Here is a 20,261-nt window from a genome sequence, read left to right as displayed (position 1 = left end):
ACAAAAATAGAATATTTAAATCCGATTAGGTTCTATCTACCCCCCTATCAACTTCTCCAACCTTGCCATCATCTCATCCTTCTCCTTCAGCATTCGCTCATACAGCTCAATTTTCTCCTCGTGGAGCTGGATGATTTTTTCAACTGGATTGTAGTTAATAGTTCCTCTGTTAAAGGAATTATCGAATGCACGATCCCCAAAAGTGTTTGAAATAATATTCACCGCCTGTTCCTCGTCAAAATTCTGGAAAGCCTCTACGGGCAGTTTGAGTACTTCTGCGATTTGGGCGAGTAGACTGGCTTCGATTTCTTCTTTTTGTTCGAGTAGGGAGATTTTCTTTTGGTTCCAGTCTTCTCCGAGTTCGTAGGCCAAGGCTTCCTGCTTGATGCCGAGCATTTCCCGGAAGCGCTTCACGTTTCTGCCTTGATGGATGGATTTGGATGGGGATTCGGTCATTTCATTTATAATTAAATTCCGGTCTGCGGGGACACAGACCGAGGCCTGTATGTTGTCCCTATACCAAATTTAAAAAAAATCGCCAATCGGAGGTACTAAAGAGTATTTAATTCTTAGGTAAAATAGGGATTTGGAAGGGATATTTTATCCCTTTTTGGAATAGCATAGTTCTAATGATTTGGGAATATTCGTCCTACGCTCCCTTTCATACAAATCCGGGAGTTGCTCATCTCTAAGCTCCACTAAACCGAATCTTATGGAAACCCAAGCACACCTTCCGCTAAATACTTTGATCAAGGAATTGATCCTGGCAGATCTGAGGCATTGTCAACTGATTTTCGGACTGGAGGCTTTGGGTCTATCCCCTCTTGACAATCATTTCTTGGGTTTGAGCAATCTTATTGCGCGTGAAATGGGCTTTAAAACCGATCAGGAATTGGATGTGTTTTACGAAATCTATCAATCCTTTATGGAAAAAAGTACTTCTTTTTCAGTAGCTCCAAATGGCGCTGAATTAAAGCAACTTGCGAAGGAATGTCATGAAGCCTTGAGCCTTGGTAAACACTAATTCACAAAATAGATTACACAGATCCTAAAAACTATAATTAAACCTACGCTGATTCCTACTCACGATATCCATGAAAATATAGAACATCGGCCCACGGGAAAAATCAATTTGATAATTATTTCCTCTCGTATTAAACTGTGCAATGTAACCTAATTCCAAACGTGTCCATTCCCAGAATCGATAGCCCAAACCAAGGTAGTTTCGGTTTTGAGAGAAGTAATTTGTCCCGTAATCCTTCCCAAACTCTACATGAATCTCTGAATACTGGGATACATAAAGAGAATTATTGGTGTAAAAATAGTCGGTGTTAATTGGAATTCTCGTCCTCAGACGATACCTCACTCGAAAGTTATGGTTTGGGCCATCAGGATTGTCTATACCCCTCCACCTCGACTCAAATCGAAGTCTATGGGTGAAGTTAACTCTGCCATAATAAGCGTAGTTATTTATCTGAAGTGTGGTTCTAAGTTCGCGTTCAAAAGGCCTTTCCAAATCACTTTCGAGCGGGTATCTAGGTGCTGAGAAAAACATCCCAACTGGATTAAAACTCACTCGGGTCATTTTAGTGAATTGATATGCAATCCAGGGGCGCACACTTAATCTTAAGGGCTCACTCCAAAAATTGCCTTCCCCCAATTCACTTTGTCTTCTATAAACTACATCCAGCTCCCATGACCACTTTGTAGAATCATTGAAAAAATCCGCCAAGTAATACTTGGTATACATGATTCGGTTATCCAGAAACTCCCTTTCATTTTGGGCAAAGGAATCCATAAGAGCCGAGAAAGAGAATAGTACAAAAAACAGATATTTTAACTTCATGCTTGGATAGGCTTTACTGTAGTTGTAGGATTCGTTCGATCCGCTGATCATAATTCTCTCTCCTCAGTGCACGGTCGATCCCGACAACTTCAGGATCATCTGTCATTTCACTGAGTTGAATCAGGCGATTTTCTAGTTTCTCAATCTTTTCTAAATTATAGATCATGTCCTCGGGCCTTTTCGATGACACCAAGCTTCTCAAGTATGCCGGCAGGAGAATAGTTACTGACTTTCCATAGATTTGAGGGAATATTTTTGTTTCAATATCACGATCAAAAAATGGGTTCGGACTGGTTCTGGTAAAATACCCATCCACTCTCGGCTCAAAACCATCCAGTTTTTTCATCCTCAAAAAAGACGTTTCGAATTCATCAAGCCACTTAATATAACTGTTGCCAAGAGTAATTTTCTTTTCGTCTCCTTCTTCAGCAATATACTCAGCTCTTAAATCTTTAAGCAAGCCATCTTTAAAGCTTTTATATATTCTATAATGAAGGGGAAGATTCTTTTTGTCCACTTCATCAGGCAGGCGCTGAAAATATCCATAAAGAGCGTCCACCTTATTTTCTTTTAGATAAACCCCACTCTCAATACTATCAATCTGGGATTGATTATCATAAATTCTAGTTTTACTTCCAATAACTTGTAGTTGGTTCCTAACTTCCTCCTTCAGTATTTCGATGTAGGACTCGATTTGTCCAATTAAATTTTCCGAAGATTTGATCTTCACTCCCAAATTAAAATCTGCTTCTTTTACTATTTTATTCGCTTCGTATTGAAAGGTATCCGCTGATTGCAGCCCCAATATTCCTTCCTTGAAATAATTTTCTCTGTTGGCAAACTCGAAAAAATCGCTGTTTAAAAGTTCTATGATCTCTATCAAAATCGTGACTTTCCGGTTGGCATGAGTAAGATAGCCTGTAGAATAGGATAATTCGTCATCATTATCCTTGTACAACAGCACTCTTGGGTCAGCCAAAACCTCAGACAGTTCATTATTTATTCCTATAAGAAGGGAATACAATTCTTTTAATACCAATACCTCTTCGGCTGGGTATTGATATTTGAACCTTCGTGTAAAGTTAAATATTGGCTCTGCTCTTTCAGTGCTATTATTCCGTCCGAACCGTTGAAATCGGCCGATAAAATCTTCAAGAAATAAATTTCCTTGAGTTTGAATGGTTAGTTTTCTATGGTCAGATGAATAGCCATTTTGAAAAAGTAAACCAAAACCCTTCTCCCCAATTGAATATTTAACTCCATTCGCTACTTCGCCCTCACCATTTTTCAGTCGATCGCTCACTTCCTCATAGGAAACTCGCTCTATCAAATCTTCAAAATTACTACCTCCATATCTTACTATCTCAATCAAAAATCCATTTTGATAAGTTCTTACCTCTCTGATTTTCTCTTCATCAGCTACATATTCCAAAATCAAAATACCATCTAAGAAACCCTCTTTATTGAGATTTCCTTTAATCAATAGATCCTGATAATACCCTCTGAAATAAAATTCACCAATGGCTAATCCATTTTCAAACAGAAATGAACCAGCCTGAACTTCTTTTTGCCTCCTATTCTCAGCTATCGGAGTGTTAATGATTTTCCATATACCTTGAGGTATGCCATTTTGATAATTCAACTGGATCGATCTCTCCACTCCATTCAATGCCACATCCATGTTCAGTTGCCGGGAATCTTGGATGCCTTTTAGATGAATGTTGTATTCTCCTACCTTATATTCCCAAATCCCCTGATATCTTCCTTTTTCATAGCGCCCTGACACAATCAGGTGATTGATACCGGTATAGTCTAAGTTAAATGCTGGAGTACTTTCGAAACTATACTTCCCATGCTTCACTGCCTCATCGTCTCCTTTGATCAGCGAATAGGTTTCTTCACCCTGGTAAAGATTCAGGTATAGCGTGTCCTGTACTTTTGGGGAAACTTGAGCGAGTCCAACTAAACTACTCACCAAGAAAATCGCTAAAAAAACCAAAATTTTCATGCTATTTTCTTAATGATCTGAATAAATAATAACCAAGATCTACTCCGAAACTATTTGGAGCACCGGTATCCCAAGGAACCAGTTTTCTAAATCCGATATAGGATCCAGCTCTTAGAAAGAAATCGAATCTCTCAATAGTGATCCCAAAAATAAACCCACCATCCGTCGGGCTAAATTTACTCCCATTAAATGCAACCAGCGTATTGTCTGGATAAATTCCCCTTTGCTTAGCATTTACTAAAGTCGAGAATTGCCCGCCTAGATAAAATCTAAAATCCAGACTTCTTAATTCCGGTAGCTCAAAAGATACTGAGACAGGGACATCAAAATATGAATTATCAAACTCCACTTGATATTTACTGTGTCTTAAACCTCTTTTACTGTACTGTAAGCCAAAGTTCAGGAAAGTCTTTTTTCCAAGTGGATAAATTTCCTGTACACCAAATTGAAACCCTCCCTTGTATTCCAGATCTCGATGATAATTACTAAATAAAAGACCACTCGAATTCGCACCCGCATAAAATGACAAATCCTTGAGAAAGTAAGACCTTGCCAAGGTGCTTTTGTTTTTTGAATAGATTTGTTTCTGACTTTCCAAAATTATTGTATCAGCGCTAAATAAAAACCCATTATTATAAACTGATTTGGCAACGAAACTAGAAAAACCGTCATCATTTAACTGAAAATTGTCAGCCGAGGCGTAACTGCATGTACAAATCCAAAAGATTACCAGAGCAAAAATGCTTTTCATACCTCAAATTTAAATTAAAAAATTGACCAAATAAAATTTGGCCGGTATAAATAATGCATTTAAAACCGATTTTTCAATGTTATTCGCAAAAATCTAGCTCTTTTTTTTTCAAAAAATCAACATAAAATAACTTGAAGTGTTAATTTCCAAAAAGAAATAAAAATCCATCTAGCCCGCTTTAAAAAAAGCATGCGATGTGTAAATTCCTCATAAAAGTTAATTTCCGATTGGGTACTAGCATGATTTCAATATTAAAACTCCTAAATCATTTTTTCATTCAAAATTAAGCTAAACCTTCATAGTCTTCCACTTTCCTCTTTTGAAAAAGTAAAGGGAAACCAATGCATGGAATGAATGGCAAAAAGAGATGGCTATAAAGATCCCCAGGTACTTTAGGCCCATCGGAAATGCAAGAAAATAGGCTAAAGGTACCTCCATCGCCAAAAGCACACCGGTATTGATCCAAGCCGGAGTTTTGGTGTCCCCTGCCCCGTTAAAAGCCTGAGTCAAGACCATCCCAACGGCAAAGAAGACATACCCGATCGATATCACCCAAAGTCCCTGTGCGGCAATCTCCCGGACTTCGGGAATATCCGTGAAGAATCCTGCCAGCTGTTGGTTGAAAAACAAGTAAATACCCGTGACCGAAGCCATAAAGATCACATTGTAGCGTGTAGTCAGCCAAACTGCCTTTTCGGCACGGTCCACTTCTTTTGCTCCCAGATTTTGTCCGACAAGTGTGGCTGCTGCCCCGGAGAGTCCCCAAGCGGGTAAAATCGTAAAGATTAATACCCGAAATGCAATCGTATAACCCGCCAATGCAGCAGAACCAAACTCTGCATTCATCCGGGTCAATGCTACCCATGAAATGGAATCAATGAGAAATTGCCCCATTCCTCCAATTGAGAGATCGATGATTTTTCGAATAGTCTCCCATTTTATGAGCAAGTTTTGGCGTAGAATTTTAAGTTTATGCTTGCCGTTGAACAAGTGGTAAAACTGATACAACACCCCGATACTTCTTCCAAAAGTCGTCGCTATCGCCGCTCCATCCAATCCAAAGCCTGCCCAGCTTCCAATACCGAAAATTAAAAGTGGGTCAAGAATAATATTGAGTCCATTGGCTATCCAAAGGGCCCGCATAGCCAAATGTGCCTGACCTGCTCCGCGAAAAGCACCATTGATCAGAAAAAGCAACATAATCGCTGTATTTCCTGCAAAAACGATTCTGGCATAATTCGTTCCTGACCGGATTACGGATTCCTCTGCGCCCATCACCCGAAGTAAGTCTTCGGCAAAAAACCACCCACCAACACCCAAAAAAATGGAAATAATCATCCCCACGACTAAAAGCTGAAAAGTAGCTGTACCCGCTTCCTCGTATTCTTTTTCTCCAAATCGCCTCGAAATCAATGCAGTGCCGGCCATGCTGATGCCGAATCCAATCGCATAGGTCAATACGATCACCGACTCGGTCAAGCCGACAGTAGCAATGGCATGCTCTCCCAGTTTGGCTACAAAAAATATATCAACCACGGCAAAAGCAGATTCCATCATCATCTCCAGGATCATGGGAATCGCCAATACGAAAATGGCTGTCTTTAAAGGAAGACTGGTAAAATCCTGTTCTTTGCCCAGAATTGCGTCTTTGATAAGTTGCCAGGTCATTTAATTGAAAAATTACAAAATTGAAACATTGGAAAATTTACCTCAATCGAACTTAAAACACATAGTAATTGCGTTGGAAATCAGGATGCAAAAAAACAAAAAAAACCGCGATTTGCGGTTTTTTGAGCATTATGATTTTTTGTCTTTAAATATGCTATTCAGGCTTTATTCCCATTTTTTCCATGTGCGCTTCCTTGATTTTTCGACGAAGGATTTTGCCCACATTTGATTTGGGAAGTTCATCTATGAAGTAGACTTCTTTGGGCACTTTGTAATTGGTGATGGAATTCTTGCAATGCTGAATTATTTTTTCTGCCGTTACAGCATCATCTTTTTTAACCACATAAGCCACAACTTTTTCTGTGGATTTCGGATCCGGCATCCCGATAACTCCGACCTCGAGCACTCCCGGACAGGATGCGACGGCGTCTTCTACTTCGTTGGGATAGACATTGAAGCCGGATACCAAGATCATCTCTTTTTTGCGGTCAACGATTTTCACAAATCCATCTTCATCCATTACTCCGATGTCACCCGACTTAAACCAATCTCCCTGCATGACATTGGCGGTTTCCTCAGGTCTATTCCAATACCCCTTCATCACCTGCGGACCTTTGATGAATATTTCTCCCCGCTCTCCTATCGGAAGCGGATTTCCTGCGTCATCAGCAATCATTATTTCTGTATTTGGCAGCGGAACACCGATCGTCCCGATCCGCTCTGTACCATCGATAGGATTGCATGAAGCCACGGGGGAAGTTTCTGTCAATCCGTACCCTTCAGCCAATGGAACTCCGGTAACTGCTTTCCATTTTTCAGCGGTTGCTTTCTGCACAGCCATACCGCCTCCTACGGCAATTTTCAAAGCTGAAAAATCAAGTGCCTTAAAGGCTTCCTGATTGAGCAATCCATTGAAGAGGGTATTGACTCCAGTCATTACTGTGAATTTCTTTTTGGCTAAATCACCAATAAAGGCTTTCATGTCTCTTGGATTGGTAATCAAAACGTTATGAGCCCCTATTTTTAGCATTGCAAGGCAATTAACCGTCAGAGCAAAAATGTGATATAGCGGCAATGCCGTGATGACGATCTCTTCACTTTCTTTCAACTTTGGCTTCATCCAGGCGGAAATCTGCTGCATGTTGGCTACGATATTTCCATGAGTCAGCTCCGCACCCTTGGATACGCCCGTAGTCCCACCGGTGTATTGAAGGAAGGCCGGATCTGATAGGCTCATTTTTGCGGGCTTAAAGGAAAACGAAGCTCCTTTGGACAAGGTCGATTTAAAAGAAACGGAGCCCGGAAGAGAGAATGCAGGAACCATTTTTTTCAAATGCTTCACCACCACATTGACAATAAAGCCTTTGAGGCCTCCCAGCAAATCGCCCAATTCTGTGGTGATGATGTGCTTAGCCTGAATTTCAGATCGGATTTTCTCCAAGTTTGAAGCAAAATTCTCCACTATGACAATCACATCTGCACCGGAATCATTAAACTGATGCTTCATCTCAGCAGGCGTGTAAAGCGGATTGGTGTTGACCACGACCATTCCAGCACGCAAAGCTCCAAACATCGCGACAGGATATTGAAGGATATTGGGCATCTGGATCGCAACACGTGATCCCTTTTCCAATTTCAATACATGCGTGAGGTAATTGGCAAATTGAATACTGAGCGCATCTAATTCGGAGAAAGTCATGGTTTTCCCCATGCATTCAAAGGCCACGGAGCCACCAAATTTTTTTACGCTTTCATCAAAGAGATCTACGATGCTGGAATACGCTTCGTAATTGACTTCTTGATCTACAGATGCCGGATAATGCTTATGCCATGGGAAGTTGGTCATATCGGTGGTTATTTTGGGTGATTTTCTAAGTCCTACAATTACTTAAATTATTTGGGCTTAGCCAAAAATTTCTTTTCACTTCAGAATCTTCCGAGCGATCAATTCCTTCATAATTTCATTCGTACCTGCATAGATTCGCTGAACCCGCGCATCGGCATAGGCCCGGGCTACCCCATATTCCCACATGTAACCGTATCCTCCATGTAGCTGCACACATTCGTCTGCTACTTTACATTGAAGTTCGGTCATGTTATACTTTGCAGCTGAAGCCATCGCAGGGTCAAGCTTTCCGTCATTGTGGAGCAAAACCAAATAATCACAGTAAATTCTTCCTTGCTCCAAAGCGGCGGTCATTTCGGCCAGTTTGAATCGGGTATTTTGAAAATCAGAAATACTTTTCCCAAATGCTTTCCGCTCCTTCACGTAGTCAATGGTAGCCTGTAGCATGTATTCACCCAAAGCAACAGCTGCCAGAGATACTACCAATCGTTCTTGGGCAAGTTCTGTCATCAGGTATTTGAAGCCCTCTCCTACTTTTCCAAGTAGATTTTCTTTCGGCACTATGACATCTTCAAAGAAAAGTTCGCAGGTGTCCTGGGCATGGAGCCCTACTTTTTCAAAGGGAATCCCTTTGGTAAAACCCGGCATGTCTTTATCAAGAACCAGCAGACTGATTCCTTTGGCACCCTTGCCGGGATCAGTTTTAACTGCCACTACAACAACATCTGAAAGCCATCCATTGGTAATAAATGTCTTGGATCCATTGACGAGGTAATGATCTCCAGCATCAATCGCGGTAGTTCGCATTCCCTGAAGATCGGAACCTGCGCCTGGTTCAGTCATGGCAATGGCTCCAATATATTCCCCGGTGACCATTTTGGGAACATATTTCATTTTCGCCTCCTCAGTCGCATAATGCAAGATGTAGGGCATCACAATGTCTGAGTGTAGCGGAAAACCGATGGCAGGACCAGAACAACCGCTCAAGCCCAACTCTTCGATAAGAATCGCATTGTATCTGAAATCCTTGATATTCATTCCTCCAAGATTTTCGGGGGCCTGAATCCCCAAAAAACCATTTTCTCCAAGTTTCAGCCAAGCATCACGGGAAACCATCTTTTGCTTCTCCCATTCGGCATTGAAAGGAGAAATCTCTTTGGCAATAAAAGCTCTGACACTCTCACGGAAGAGGTCATGCTCCTCATTAAAAAGTGATCTGTATAATCCGAACATATTTGGGTTTTTTATGTATTCCCTCAAAATTAGGGAATTTGATTGGTTTGTATTTTGCCACCTATCAGACAAAAACCAAAGTAGCTTAGTTTTTCTTGTATTACGATTTCAAACTGAGGTTGATTTGATTCATTTTGTATGAAATGCGGGATGGAGGCAAACACCGTCAGTACCGGGTTATAGAGTAATGTAAAAAACAAAAGCTCCGGACCTTACGATCCGGAGCTTTTCTACAACAGGCTGGTTTTGATTATTAAAAGTAGATGGATTTGCTTCTGCCTTTTGTATCAGTTACATTAAGGTAAACATCTTCGGGCGAAACTCCTCTCAACTTGTAGTTTTTTCGGAAGCCTTCTGCTTGAGAAATTTTTTCTTTGTGTAGCAATTTATTAGTCACTTCATGACGGATTTCGACATCTACTCCAGGCTCTTCCAGACCTATTACAGTAAGATTTAAAGTTTGATCGTCCATAACCTTGCCGTAAGCCATAAGTGGGAGTTCGGCCGCAGGGGCTGGTTTTTCAAAAGTAGCCACAGTGTAGACTACCTCCTCATCGGCATTGGCGATCTTCACTTGATAATCTCCACAAGGTAGCCCATTTAGATCATAAGGAATGATGATATCGCCTTCTCCTACCTTAACTTTCTTTTGATGAAGTTTTTTTCCAGCCTCATTGTAAAGAGAGATCTTTGCTTCTCCCAAGCCGCCTTTAAGTAAGACGTTTACTTTTTTGAATTTTGCCTGAACGTTTGACATGGCCATCAAATCCTCGGCTGCTGATGCTGCAAGGCTGCTAAAAGATAATGCGCCTGCAAGTGCTAATGTGAATAAGGTTTTCATAAATGTGTTGGTTTAGTGTTGTGCTAATCCTTATGCGAAGCACATACCAACCCATTTGGACTCATACAAACTCAAGCGAATCCGGGATTTGGCATTAACCTTAATTAAGAATTTCCGCCAAATATTTTTTTGTTTTATCCATGGTTTGAGACTCAAACTTTGATCGAATTTGGGATTTCGGCGTTTTTCTGTCACAATAGCGGACAGAATTCAGGGGATTCAGGAAAAATTCAGGTTACACCGTATTGTTAACTATTACGAAAATTTAATTTTTAAAAAATATAAGTGACTGAAAACAAATTATTTGAAAACAAAAAACCTGTACGGAAGCGTACAGGTTTTGTCCGTTTGGAAACGGAAATAGGGACAAAAATCAATTTCTAGAAAGCATATCCAAATCCCACTCCGGCAAAAAGTGGCCAAAAGCCATTATTATTGAATATCGGAGTCAGATTCAATCTCCAGGTAAAACCTCCGTCTACAGGAACTCTCCGATAGCCAAAGTTCATTGTACCCATCACACTCGGTGACCCGTCCACCGGCAAAATAAACTCATATTTATTCTGCTCATTCACTACTCTATTGCAGATATAATTTCCATTGGAATCAAAAAATCCATCGGCACAATAAGAATAATTATACCTGTTTTCGTCAAAGGCAAAGAAGGTCAAGCCGAAACCCATTTCAAAATAATGGGGACCTTTGCCATAAAGCTTATTGACCATCACGGGTAAGGAAAAGAACGACTCATTCTCGGTTGCATAACCGCCTACTCCAACACGCATCCCCCAGGAATCCATTTTGGTTTTATCAAAACGAAAATCATAATTGAAACTATAGGGAAGTCCTGCACCCCCAAGTTCCAAAAAAACTGAACGGGTAGGAATCAGGTTTTGGGCCTTGGCATAGCTTGAACAAACCATAAGAAAAACAATTGTTATTAATTTTTTCATAAATGAGTAATGAAGATGAAACTTAGTGCTCTAACGGAAACTTGGGACGAGAATGTTACTGTCATGAATAAGATTGATCCGGTTTTTAATTCAGCATCAGAAAAAAAACTCCAGAATGATTACTTTTAACTATGAAATCGATGAGTTTCTTCCGTGAAGAATCATTTAAAAAGGTCCTAGTGCCCCTTGGGCTTGGTGTAGCCTACCTTTTACTTTTCATGACCGGCGCATGCATCGAGAGCGAAGATACTAGAAATAGCGAAGGATGCCCCAGACCAACTCAGGCGGATGCTACTGGAATTAAACAGGTTTTCTTTAGTCCTTACAAAGCTCAACGCTACGCGACAGCTTTAGACACCGTGCTATTATCGGAATTCCGGTTCAATTTTGAATTGGAAATTCTGATAAAAGAGAATCAGAATTCAAGCTCCCTCCTATTACATTCCGAAAAATTTGACTGTATCCAAACCTTTAGCTTGCAAAACATTTCGAATATTTCGGTGATCCTTACGGCGCCTTTTGCCGGATTACCTATCGGAACAGATATTTCGTATTTACTTTTCACCCCCGATAAAAAACGGATTTCAGAACTCAGAGATTTTGGAAATGTGTCTGTTTTTTTTGGTACAAGCTTGGAATTAAAACCTCCTAATTACTCTCAATTAAAAACCCGGACCTTTCTTTTTCTAAAAAACGGAACCCAAAAGTTTGTTGACTCTACCTCACCTTTTCTCAAAACCAACTAATTAAATGCTTCGAAAAATTTTCCTTGGGATTTTTGCCACAGCCATGGTGCTTGTAATTGTGTATATGCTTGGTCCAAAAGTTGAAAGAGCGGAATTGAACATTCAATTTCCGGAGGTGCCTACCCGGCTCAGCGAACTTAGCCGATATGTCAAAAACAGGGAAGATTCTGTCATCGGCTTAAAATCAGGAAATGAAGCCTATATCCAATGGGCAGACAGCAGCAACAAAGCCAAGACACCTTATTCGATCATCTACATCCATGGATTTGGCGCTAGCCCGATGGAAGGCGATCCGGTTCATCGTTTCTTAGCATCTCACTTTGGAGCCAATCTTTTCGTAACACGACTTCCCGAGCATGGAATCAATCGGGCAAACGGAATGGAATACATGACCGCACAGAAGCTCGCCGATGCTGCGGGAGAAGCCTATCAAATCGGGAAAAGCCTTGGCGATTCTGTGATCGTGGTCGGTACTTCGATGGGTGGAGCTTTATCACTTTTACTTGCGAGCCAGCAACCTGAGATTAAAGCAGTGGTGATTTACTCCCCCGCAATCCGGGATGGTGGAGAGCGACTGGAGGGGTTTTTCAAACCATGGATGAAGTTTCTGATGGAAAAGACAGCGATGAAAAACAAGGTGATCCATCAGGATCGAGTAGGCGAAAAGAAAGCGTACTGGTCAGAGGATTATCATATCAATGGCTATGAAAGCTTGGCGACACTCATCTACAGTGAGATGAAGCCTGAAACTTTTTCCAAAATCAAGCAGCCGCTCTTCCTGGGATATTATTATAAAAGTGCGGAAGAACAGGATTTTGTCGTCTCCGTGCCTAAAATGTTGGAGATGTACAGTCAGCTCGGAACGCCGGAAAATCTAAAGAAAGAGCAGGCATTTCCCAAAACAGGCGATCATGTCATCGCATCATCCATCACCTCTCAAGACTGGCAAGGCGTATTGTTTGCTACAATCGATTTTCTGGAAAAAGTAGCCAAGGTGCCTGCGAAGGCGCAGTATAAAAACCAGATTGATGAACTGATAGAAGCCAAGGGAGTGATGGAGGGAATTCAGCGATGATTAGGATCTATCCCGCCCCTTGAGGTTCAACTGGACGCTGGGTGAAGTTTCCCTACCCTGCAAGCTGGCCCAAGGCTAAAATCATTCACAAAATGATTTCTTCACCCTTTGTCCTACCCTAATATTCTTTCCAATATGCAATTGGCCTTTACCAATAAAACCTCTAATCATAAACAAAATCAAATTACAAATTTGTATTTATATGAAGGCGTAATTGCAAATTAAGCCTAGGCAACGTCCCTCTAAAAAATCAACCTTAAACTACACTCGGCGGGGGGAGTTGGTCACCACTCCGGTCTTCTGTCTCCGGTCTTCCCACTTTTAATCCTACTTACTATTTACTATTCACAATTTACTGGCGAATCAGTCTTGTTTCTTGCTTCTTGTTTCTACCAAAATCCCCCTTGCCCCCTTTAATTGAGTTTCGTTTTCAAGGCAAAATCGGTAGTCCAAGGGGGAGTTGGTCACCACTCCAGTCTTCCCTCTTGGTACTTGATACCAGATACATGATACTCCGCTCTTGCTTGTTGTTTCCTGGATCTTATTTCTTACAAATCAGCCTTAAAAGGCCCCGCAGGGAGATTCAGCTCATTGACCAAATTCACCTCCGGATTGTCGGCCCAAGCATAGCGAATACCTGCAGCTTCTACTCCTTCGGGAATACTGAGTTTCAATTGATCCTTACCCAAGATTATCCCTTTCAATAGATGAAATTTACCTTTTGCATCCTCGAGAATAAAGCCTTTGACTTCTTCTCCTCTACTAAGCTTCAGCCCTTTTCCAACTTCCGAAAAAGTCAACACCAGGTCTTTACCTTCAATTTTTGCATCCTGGAAAACTGGACCTGAGGCAAGCACTTTTTCTCCAAAAGCTACTTTTCTAGCCTGAAGCCAAAGTCGCTCACCCACATCTTTTTTATTGCGGGGATGAATATCTTTTTCATCTCCTAAATCAATGGTCGTCACCATCCCGGTGAATGGGAGTTCCAAAGTCGCCCTTTGCGCTTCCCTTAAATGTGCCCAATTGCTTTCTGGCTGAAGTTCTTTTCTTTCCATATAATTGGCCAACTGAACAAAGAGAAACGGGAAATCTCCGATCTCCCAGCGTGTTCGCCAATTGGTAATCATCGTACCAAACAGTTCACGATATTCGGCATGCTTACCGGCATTGCTTTCACCCTGATACCAGATTACCCCTTTTATCGCAAACTTGGTCAATGGGGCAATCATGGCATTGAACATAAAACCGGGTTTCCAATTGTGATATTCCACCACTGGAAGAAGCGGTTCAACGATCGAATTGGAATATGTCCAAGCACCTTCCAACTTGACAACTTTTCCGTTTTGGGTTAAAAACATCCGGTCTTTCGCTCCAATTACAGGCTTGTTATTCCATGTGTTTATTGCACGGATGGTCAACACATTTTGACCTTTTTTAAGGATTTCTGCGGGGATTTTGAGTTCTGGTACAGGTTCTCCCCAGTTTTTATAATGAATTTGGACACCATTGACGTAGATGTAAGCCATCTGCTCGATGGAAGGAAAAGTAAGAAAAGCTTCACCGGTAGCCGTTAAGTTGAATTTTTTTCTTACCCACGCAATGTGCTCGAGCGGATTGGCTGAAGGAAGGTTGATAGATCTCCAGTTGCCATCGTTGTAGTTGGTGGAAGAGACTTCACCTGCAATTGCGGCATCCGGTTGTTTCACCATTGAATCTCTCAGCACCCTGCGTTTTTCATTTTCAGCGAGGATTTCAGTCCATTTTTGCGAATTTTCAATAAGCTCCTTTGATTCTTTGGTATAAGATCGATCCTCAATTGCTGACAGAATTTTAGCCTCCGTCCATCCTTCGGCAGGAGTCCCTCCCCAATTGGATTCAATGATTCCTACAGGAACTTTTTTCTCCCGGTGATTTTGCTTAGCAAAGAACCAGGCCACAGCCGAGAAATTCGAAAGGTTATCAGCATTTGCCACTTTCCATTCTCCACCGGAAACATCTTTTTTCTCCTCAGCACTGTAATCTTTTTCTACCTTAAAAAATCGAATCATAGGAAAATCAGCATTTGCGATCTCTTCTTCCGCGCCAATGACTCCCTGCTTCAATGGCCACTCCATATTAGACTGACCACCTGCCAGCCAAACATCTCCAATGTAGATGTCTTTGACTAGTTGGAGATTGACTTGAAGCTCGTAGGGCCCCCCTGCAACTAATGGAGGCAAAAGAACAGTCCAAGTACTATCCGGCAGCACTTTCGCACTTCCAATAGCCCCTGCAAGACTTGCACGGATTTTTTCATCGGGAATTCCACGACCCCAGATTTTGATCGGCGCATCTCGCTGCAAGACCATTCCCTGCGAAATCAGTTTTGGAAACTGGACTTCTGAATCAGGCTTATCAAATCCACAGGCGAAAACCAAGGGGAATAAGAGCAGGACAAATAGCTGTTTTTTCAAGGGAAGGGTCAGTAATTTAATTGGGTAATTTCCTGAAAAAAACTGATTTCTTAACAATCCAAATTCGGAAGCATTTCAAAAAGATCCATTTATGGGATTTTTGTTTGATTTGCCAGAATTGCATTGACTAAAAAGGCGAAAGCTGCGCTCCAATTAATTGCGATTTCATTGGAGGCATAACTGCAGGACAGGTCAGTGTAGGATTCATCCGGAAAATCACTCGGATAATCACACTTATCTTGCTGTGAAGGATTGGGGCCTCCCACCATGAAGCCGGGCAAGGGAGGCAAATCAGGTCTCGAGGTGGCAAGTCGATGGTGTGGATACATGGGGGTCTTGTTACCGAAGCCTGTGACGTAGCTAAATCCAGTTGCATTTCTTCCCAAAATATAATCCAAGTTACCCTTAGCACTTTGGAGGTATTCCGCTTTACCAGATAGCTTAAATGCTTCCAAAAGCAAAATTCCCTGATTGGAGGCCACAGCATTGCTACCCCAAATAAAATCCTTGGGATCAGCTCCCATGGGTGCTAAAAAAACCTGTTTTTGACCTGCCAGATCATAAGAATCTGCCATTGCGATCAGGTTGTTTTTGAGCGTTGACATCCATGCTTCAGGAATTTGGGGAATAGATTTTTCGTTTCGGATTAGCGAATAAAATCCCAACCACTTCACTTGGGACCAAGAAGGGAGTTGGTATTTCAAATCTGCCTCTTTCAAAATTTCCCAATATTCCAAGTCTTGGATACTAATGTACATCTCGGCGGCTGCCCAAATCCATTCATCACTCAGATTCTGATCGCCATAGGCACCTGTGACCACATCGGGATCAAACGTTTCATTCATTTCATTCTGCCGATAATACAGCTCTGGATTTTCCGATGCCCATTTCCATGCTTTTTTGGCTGCCTTCAGGTAAACTTCGGCATTTTCAGGAGTGAAGGGTTTATAAATCCGGTAGGCTTGGGCCATCACTGCGGCAAAATCCAGTGTAGCTGCTGTGCTTTTTTGGACAAAATAACGCTGATTGACAGCCAGATGTGGCTCTACCATTCCTTCAAACTTCGCTGTAGTCAATTTATGGTAAACGCCTCCATCTGCCGGATCTTGCATAGTCAGCATCCAATCCAGATTCCAAAGCACCTCATCCAGAATATCAGGGATTGAGTTTTGAGACTCCGGAATTGTCAGATTCAGTTCTGCAAAATACTTGGGATAGTTCTCATACAGTGACAGCAGGGTACCCACTGTGATTCCGCCATTGACGATGTATTTATTATAGTCACCTGCATCGTACCAGCCTTTGGCGGAAGAAAGGGTCATACCCTCCGGTCTGCTTTGACTTGCCGCTGAGGGATGGATTTTCACCAAGTTATCTGGATGTCCTCCTTTTCTCGCCCAAATTCCGGCATATTCTTCGGGTAAGTCAACAGATGCACGCTGGAAATAAAAGGCTTTCAATGAAGCTTTTCCCAACTCACTGTAAACCTGATCATCTATTTTAAAAGGATGTGATTTTCCAAAATCCGGGATTCCGATTTCATACTTGCCTTCGGCTGTAAAAGCCGTAAAATCAAGTTTCCAAGCTGTCTTCCCAGAAAGCGTTTTGGTTTGGTTTTTTACAGAGACACCTTCAAATACAACCTTATCACTCGTTGTGTCCAAGATAAAAAACCTTGTGACAGGGCTTTCTGAAAGCACTATGGCTACTTTATGTTGCTCAGGTAAGTATCCTATCTGGTTTAGCCGAATTGATTCATTTACCTCCAGAGAGGCTAGGTTCTGACTCACGGCACATCCAGTCCAAAGTGAACCAATGATAAAAATGAGTAGCGACTTAATGTACATAATAATGCAGGCTGATTTTGAATGAAACTGTATTTTGACCAGATCGGGAAAGATGCCAATTTCCAACTTAAGTTTTAAAAAAAATCCGGCAAAGGAAACCTAAGCCGGACTTACAAAATGTATTCGAGTTTATTAAATAAAACGGTTGATCAAGTTTTCGAAATATTCTTGTTTGCCGCTGATTTGAGCAGGTTCGCCCACTTCGAAAGCATAGCTTCTCAAGTCCTCCAAAGTGAGTTTACCATCCTCAAATGCTTTTCCTTTTCCGGAATCAAAGCTCGCATAGCGGTTCTTTCTTCTTTCGAGATAATCAGACTTCTCCAAAATATCGCTTGCGATCAGCATCCCTCTGGCAAAAGCATCCATTGAACCGATATGGGCAAGGAACAGGTCATCAGGATCGGTAGAATTTCTTCGGATTTTTGCATCAAAATTGACTCCGCCACCTTTGATGCCTCCGGAAGTCAAGATGACCAGCATGGATTCTGCAAGCTCCTGAAGGTTTAGCGCAAACTGATCCGTATCCCAGCCATTTTGGTAGTCACCTCTGTTGGCATCGATACTTCCCAGCATGTCTGCATCGGCTGCAACTTGCAACTCATGCTGGAAGGTATGCCCTGCAAGGGTGGCATGATTTACTTCCAGATTCAATTTGAAATCTTTGTCCAAGCCGTGATGTCTTAGAAATCCAACAACCGTCGCAGCATCGAAATCATATTGATGTTTGGTTGGTTCCATTGGTTTTGGCTCGATAAAGAAAGTTCCTTTGAAACCATTCTTGCGCCCATAATCTCGAGCCATCGTCAGAAACTTCGCCAAGTGTTCCGTCTCCCGCTTCATATCAGTGTTGAGCAAGGACATGTAGCCTTCTCTACCACCCCAAAACACATAATTTTCACCGCCAAGTTTGATCGTAGCATCCAGGGCATTTTTAACCTGGGTGCCTGCAAAAGCCAAAACGTCAAAATTCGGGTTGGTCGAAGCCCCATTCATGTACCGGGGATTGCTGAATACATTGGCAGTTCCCCAGAGCAATTTTATTCCTGAGGCTTTCTGATGCTCCAAGGCATAGTCAGAAATGATTTGCAAATGCTTCTCATATTCGGCTAAACTTGAACCCTCATCGATTAGGTCGATATCGTGAAAGCAGTAATACTCTGCCCCGATTTTGGAAATAAATTCAAACGCTGCATCCATCTTGTCTTTGGCGCGCTGAATCGGATCCGGACTGGCATCCCAGGGATGAACAATGGTTCCCGGCCCAAATGGATCCCCACCGGTGCCACAGAAGGAATGCCAATAGGCAATCGAAAATTTGAAATGCTCTTTCATGGTTTTACCGGCGATGATCCGGTTTTCATCATAAAAGCGGAAAGCCATCGGATTGTCACTTTCTTTTCCCTCAAATGGGATTTTTCCGATGTTTGGAAAATAGGTCTTAGCCATGATTTTCTGGGTTATTTAGGTAAATAGGTTATTCTTAGCCGGCCAAACCGGATTTTAGTAATTCATTTAATTTGCCTTCCCAAGCTGAATAAGCATCAAGGTAGGGCTGACTAAAGTTGGGATTGGGCTCCAATGTCTCCAGTAAACTCAATCCTTTAAAAGCCTCACTTTCTGAGGCAAACACTCCTGCGCCGATTCCGGCACCTCTTGCAGCTCCCTGAGCGCCATCTGTGTCATAAAGCTCCAGATTAACTTCATTCATTTGGACAAAAGTCTTTCTGAACAATGGACTCAAGAACATATTCGCCTTTCCGGCTTTCACTGTTTTCAGGTTCATCCCCATGTCTTTCATTATCCGAAATCCATACGTCAGTGAAGAAACTATTCCTTCCTGTGCCGCTCTGACCACATGCTTTTTATCATGCTTTAAGAGATCCAAACCAAGTAAGTGTGCTCCTACCGCTTTGTTTTGCATAATCCGCTCCACTCCATTTCCAAAGGGCAAGAAAGTCAAACCCTCTGATCCAATTGGCGCACCGCTTCCCATTGCGTTCATCTCTTCATAGGCAATCCACTTACCTCCCATGACTTTTTTAAGCCAGGAATTCAAAATGCCAGTGCCATTTACACAAAGTAATACTCCGTAAGAAGGCTTTTTCTTTGAATGGTTGACATGAACGAAGGTGTTGACGCGTGATAATGGATCGTAAAGGGGTGTGTCACACACGCCATAGACTGTTCCCGAAGTACCCGCTGTGGTTGCCAATTCTCCGGGTTTTAATACTTGAAGGGAAAATGCATTGTTGGGTTGGTCACCTGCCCGATAGGAAATGGGAACACCTGACTCCAAACCTGTCTCTTTTGCCGCTTCTTTACTGACTTTTCCCTGAACGGAAAAAGAAGGAACAGCTTCAGGAATCCATTCTTTTGGGATATCCATTTGCTTAAGGAGCTTTTTACTCAATCCATTCTCAATGAAATCCCAGAAAATCCCTTCGGAAAGACCTGTCTCGGAGGTAAGAATTTCTCCGCTCAACTTCATCGCGATGAAATCTCCCGGAAGCATGATTTTATGAATTTTGGCAGCAAGTTCCGGTTCATTTTCGATTACCCATCGAAGTTTGGAGGCTGTAAAATTTCCCGGAGAATTCAGCAAATGAGGAAGGCAATAATCTTTCCCTAGTGACTGAAAAGCCTTTTCCCCTATTTCAACAGCCCGGCTGTCGCACCAGATGATCGAAGGTCGGAGCACTTTCAAATCCTTATCCACGCATACAAGTCCATGCATTTGATAGGCAATGCCGATACCTTTTAGCTCGCCTTTTTTGACTTCAGCTTTATTGGTGACATAAGCAATAGTCTCCTTGACATACTTCCACCACATCTCCGGATCCTGTTCGGCCCAACCTGTTTGAGGTGCATTGATTGTCATTTCTTCTTCAGGAAAAGCTTTGGATACAATCGACTTGCCTGTACCAGCATCCAAAAGCGCGGCTTTCACCGAGGAACTTCCGATATCAATACCTAAAAGTAATTTTCTCATAATCA

Annotated in this window: 16 protein-coding genes; 3 read left to right on the top strand and 13 right to left on the bottom strand. The window is 42.0% G+C overall.

Annotated features, from left to right (window positions below):
* Nucleotides 1-36 precede the first annotated feature (36 nt).
* On the bottom strand, nucleotides 37-456 hold the full coding sequence (locus Q8M62_RS20900) for a helix-turn-helix transcriptional regulator (RefSeq protein ID WP_304900162.1): 420 nt from the start codon (nucleotides 454-456) through the stop codon (nucleotides 37-39).
* A gap of 256 nt (nucleotides 457-712) precedes the next feature.
* Here Q8M62_RS20900 and Q8M62_RS20895 point away from each other — a divergent pair, with 256 nt between their 5' ends.
* On the top strand, nucleotides 713-1,024 hold the full coding sequence (locus Q8M62_RS20895) for a hypothetical protein (protein WP_304900161.1): 312 nt from the start codon (nucleotides 713-715) through the stop codon (nucleotides 1,022-1,024).
* 24 nt (nucleotides 1,025-1,048) lie between these two features.
* Here the strand turns inward: Q8M62_RS20895 and Q8M62_RS20890 are convergent, their stop codons facing one another.
* The 8 genes from Q8M62_RS20890 to Q8M62_RS20855 all read right to left on the bottom strand — a co-directional run bounded on the left by Q8M62_RS20890 (nucleotide 1,049) and on the right by Q8M62_RS20855 (nucleotide 11,146).
* The gene (locus tag Q8M62_RS20890; protein WP_304900160.1) at nucleotides 1,049-1,846 is read right to left on the bottom strand and encodes a DUF2490 domain-containing protein; all 798 of its coding nucleotides are present in this window, start codon (nucleotides 1,844-1,846) and stop codon (nucleotides 1,049-1,051) included.
* Between the two features lie 13 nt (nucleotides 1,847-1,859).
* Nucleotides 1,860-3,854, bottom strand: a complete 1,995-nt coding sequence (locus Q8M62_RS20885; protein WP_304900159.1) for a hypothetical protein — start codon at nucleotides 3,852-3,854, stop codon at nucleotides 1,860-1,862.
* Between the two features lies 1 nt (nucleotide 3,855).
* Entirely contained in the window at nucleotides 3,856-4,605 is a 750-nt protein-coding gene (locus Q8M62_RS20880) for an outer membrane beta-barrel protein (RefSeq protein WP_304900158.1), read from the bottom strand.
* A 288-nt stretch (nucleotides 4,606-4,893) separates the two neighbouring features.
* Complete coding sequence (locus Q8M62_RS20875; protein ID WP_304900157.1) at nucleotides 4,894-6,273, bottom strand: MATE family efflux transporter; 1,380 nt, start codon at nucleotides 6,271-6,273, stop codon at nucleotides 4,894-4,896.
* Nucleotides 6,274-6,427: 154 nt separating this feature from the next.
* Nucleotides 6,428-8,119, bottom strand: a complete 1,692-nt coding sequence (locus Q8M62_RS20870) for an AMP-binding protein (RefSeq protein WP_305668245.1) — start codon at nucleotides 8,117-8,119, stop codon at nucleotides 6,428-6,430.
* Between the two features lie 75 nt (nucleotides 8,120-8,194).
* A complete protein-coding gene (locus tag Q8M62_RS20865) occupies nucleotides 8,195-9,352 on the bottom strand; it encodes an acyl-CoA dehydrogenase family protein (protein ID WP_304901907.1) in 1,158 nt (385 codons plus the stop codon).
* Nucleotides 9,353-9,605: 253 nt separating this feature from the next.
* A complete protein-coding gene (locus Q8M62_RS20860) occupies nucleotides 9,606-10,193 on the bottom strand; it encodes a hypothetical protein (RefSeq protein WP_304901906.1) in 588 nt (195 codons plus the stop codon).
* Nucleotides 10,194-10,573: 380 nt separating this feature from the next.
* The gene (locus tag Q8M62_RS20855) at nucleotides 10,574-11,146 is read right to left on the bottom strand and encodes a hypothetical protein (RefSeq protein ID WP_304901905.1); all 573 of its coding nucleotides are present in this window, start codon (nucleotides 11,144-11,146) and stop codon (nucleotides 10,574-10,576) included.
* Between the two features lie 140 nt (nucleotides 11,147-11,286).
* Between Q8M62_RS20855 and Q8M62_RS20850 the strand changes: the two genes are divergently transcribed.
* Both Q8M62_RS20850 and Q8M62_RS20845 read left to right on the top strand, forming a co-directional pair.
* Nucleotides 11,287-11,892, top strand: a complete 606-nt coding sequence (locus tag Q8M62_RS20850) for a hypothetical protein (RefSeq protein ID WP_304901904.1) — start codon at nucleotides 11,287-11,289, stop codon at nucleotides 11,890-11,892.
* Nucleotides 11,893-11,896: 4 nt separating this feature from the next.
* Nucleotides 11,897-12,967 carry a carboxylesterase gene (locus Q8M62_RS20845; RefSeq protein ID WP_304901903.1) on the top strand — a complete coding sequence of 357 codons (1,071 nt, stop codon included), beginning with the start codon at nucleotides 11,897-11,899 and terminating at the stop codon, nucleotides 12,965-12,967.
* Between the two features lie 548 nt (nucleotides 12,968-13,515).
* Here Q8M62_RS20845 and Q8M62_RS20840 read toward each other — a convergent pair.
* From Q8M62_RS20840 to Q8M62_RS20825, 4 genes are all read right to left on the bottom strand, one after another.
* A complete protein-coding gene (locus tag Q8M62_RS20840; RefSeq protein WP_304901902.1) occupies nucleotides 13,516-15,420 on the bottom strand; it encodes a sialate O-acetylesterase in 1,905 nt (634 codons plus the stop codon).
* A gap of 89 nt (nucleotides 15,421-15,509) precedes the next feature.
* A complete protein-coding gene (locus tag Q8M62_RS20835) occupies nucleotides 15,510-17,267 on the bottom strand; it encodes a glycoside hydrolase family 9 protein (RefSeq protein WP_304901901.1) in 1,758 nt (585 codons plus the stop codon).
* Nucleotides 17,268-17,399: 132 nt separating this feature from the next.
* Nucleotides 17,400-18,713 carry a xylose isomerase gene (xylA, locus tag Q8M62_RS20830; RefSeq protein WP_092728342.1) on the bottom strand — a complete coding sequence of 438 codons (1,314 nt, stop codon included), beginning with the start codon at nucleotides 18,711-18,713 and terminating at the stop codon, nucleotides 17,400-17,402.
* 34 nt (nucleotides 18,714-18,747) lie between these two features.
* The gene (locus tag Q8M62_RS20825) at nucleotides 18,748-20,256 is read right to left on the bottom strand and encodes a xylulokinase (protein WP_304901900.1); all 1,509 of its coding nucleotides are present in this window, start codon (nucleotides 20,254-20,256) and stop codon (nucleotides 18,748-18,750) included.
* Between the last annotated feature and the right edge of the window lie 5 nt (nucleotides 20,257-20,261).

This window comes from Algoriphagus sp., assembly GCF_030694375.1.
Lineage (GTDB): Bacteria > Bacteroidota > Bacteroidia > Cytophagales > Cyclobacteriaceae > Algoriphagus.
This window is presented reverse-complemented; position numbering and strand designations above follow the sequence as displayed.

Excerpts from the sequence above, each read along its gene's own strand:
- Q8M62_RS20890 (WP_304900160.1), bottom strand. The coding sequence starts at position 1,846 with ATGAAGTTAAAATATCTGTTTTTTGTACTATTCTCTTTCTCGGCTCTT.
- Q8M62_RS20825 (WP_304901900.1), bottom strand. The coding sequence starts at position 20,256 with ATGAGAAAATTACTTTTAGGTATTGATATCGGAAGTTCCTCGGTGAAA.
- Q8M62_RS20875 (WP_304900157.1), bottom strand. The coding sequence starts at position 6,273 with ATGACCTGGCAACTTATCAAAGACGCAATTCTGGGCAAAGAACAGGAT.
- Q8M62_RS20900 (WP_304900162.1), bottom strand. The coding sequence starts at position 456 with ATGACCGAATCCCCATCCAAATCCATCCATCAAGGCAGAAACGTGAAG.
- Q8M62_RS20855 (WP_304901905.1), bottom strand. The coding sequence starts at position 11,146 with ATGAAAAAATTAATAACAATTGTTTTTCTTATGGTTTGTTCAAGCTAT.
- Q8M62_RS20860 (WP_304901906.1), bottom strand. The coding sequence starts at position 10,193 with ATGAAAACCTTATTCACATTAGCACTTGCAGGCGCATTATCTTTTAGC.
- Q8M62_RS20895 (WP_304900161.1), top strand. The coding sequence starts at position 713 with ATGGAAACCCAAGCACACCTTCCGCTAAATACTTTGATCAAGGAATTG.
- Q8M62_RS20880 (WP_304900158.1), bottom strand. The coding sequence starts at position 4,605 with ATGAAAAGCATTTTTGCTCTGGTAATCTTTTGGATTTGTACATGCAGT.
- Q8M62_RS20885 (WP_304900159.1), bottom strand. The coding sequence starts at position 3,854 with ATGAAAATTTTGGTTTTTTTAGCGATTTTCTTGGTGAGTAGTTTAGTT.
- Q8M62_RS20845 (WP_304901903.1), top strand. The coding sequence starts at position 11,897 with ATGCTTCGAAAAATTTTCCTTGGGATTTTTGCCACAGCCATGGTGCTT.
- xylA (WP_092728342.1), bottom strand. The coding sequence starts at position 18,713 with ATGGCTAAGACCTATTTTCCAAACATCGGAAAAATCCCATTTGAGGGA.
- Q8M62_RS20865 (WP_304901907.1), bottom strand. The coding sequence starts at position 9,352 with ATGTTCGGATTATACAGATCACTTTTTAATGAGGAGCATGACCTCTTC.
- Q8M62_RS20835 (WP_304901901.1), bottom strand. The coding sequence starts at position 17,267 with ATGTACATTAAGTCGCTACTCATTTTTATCATTGGTTCACTTTGGACT.
- Q8M62_RS20850 (WP_304901904.1), top strand. The coding sequence starts at position 11,287 with ATGAGTTTCTTCCGTGAAGAATCATTTAAAAAGGTCCTAGTGCCCCTT.
- Q8M62_RS20870 (WP_305668245.1), bottom strand. The coding sequence starts at position 8,119 with ATGACCAACTTCCCATGGCATAAGCATTATCCGGCATCTGTAGATCAA.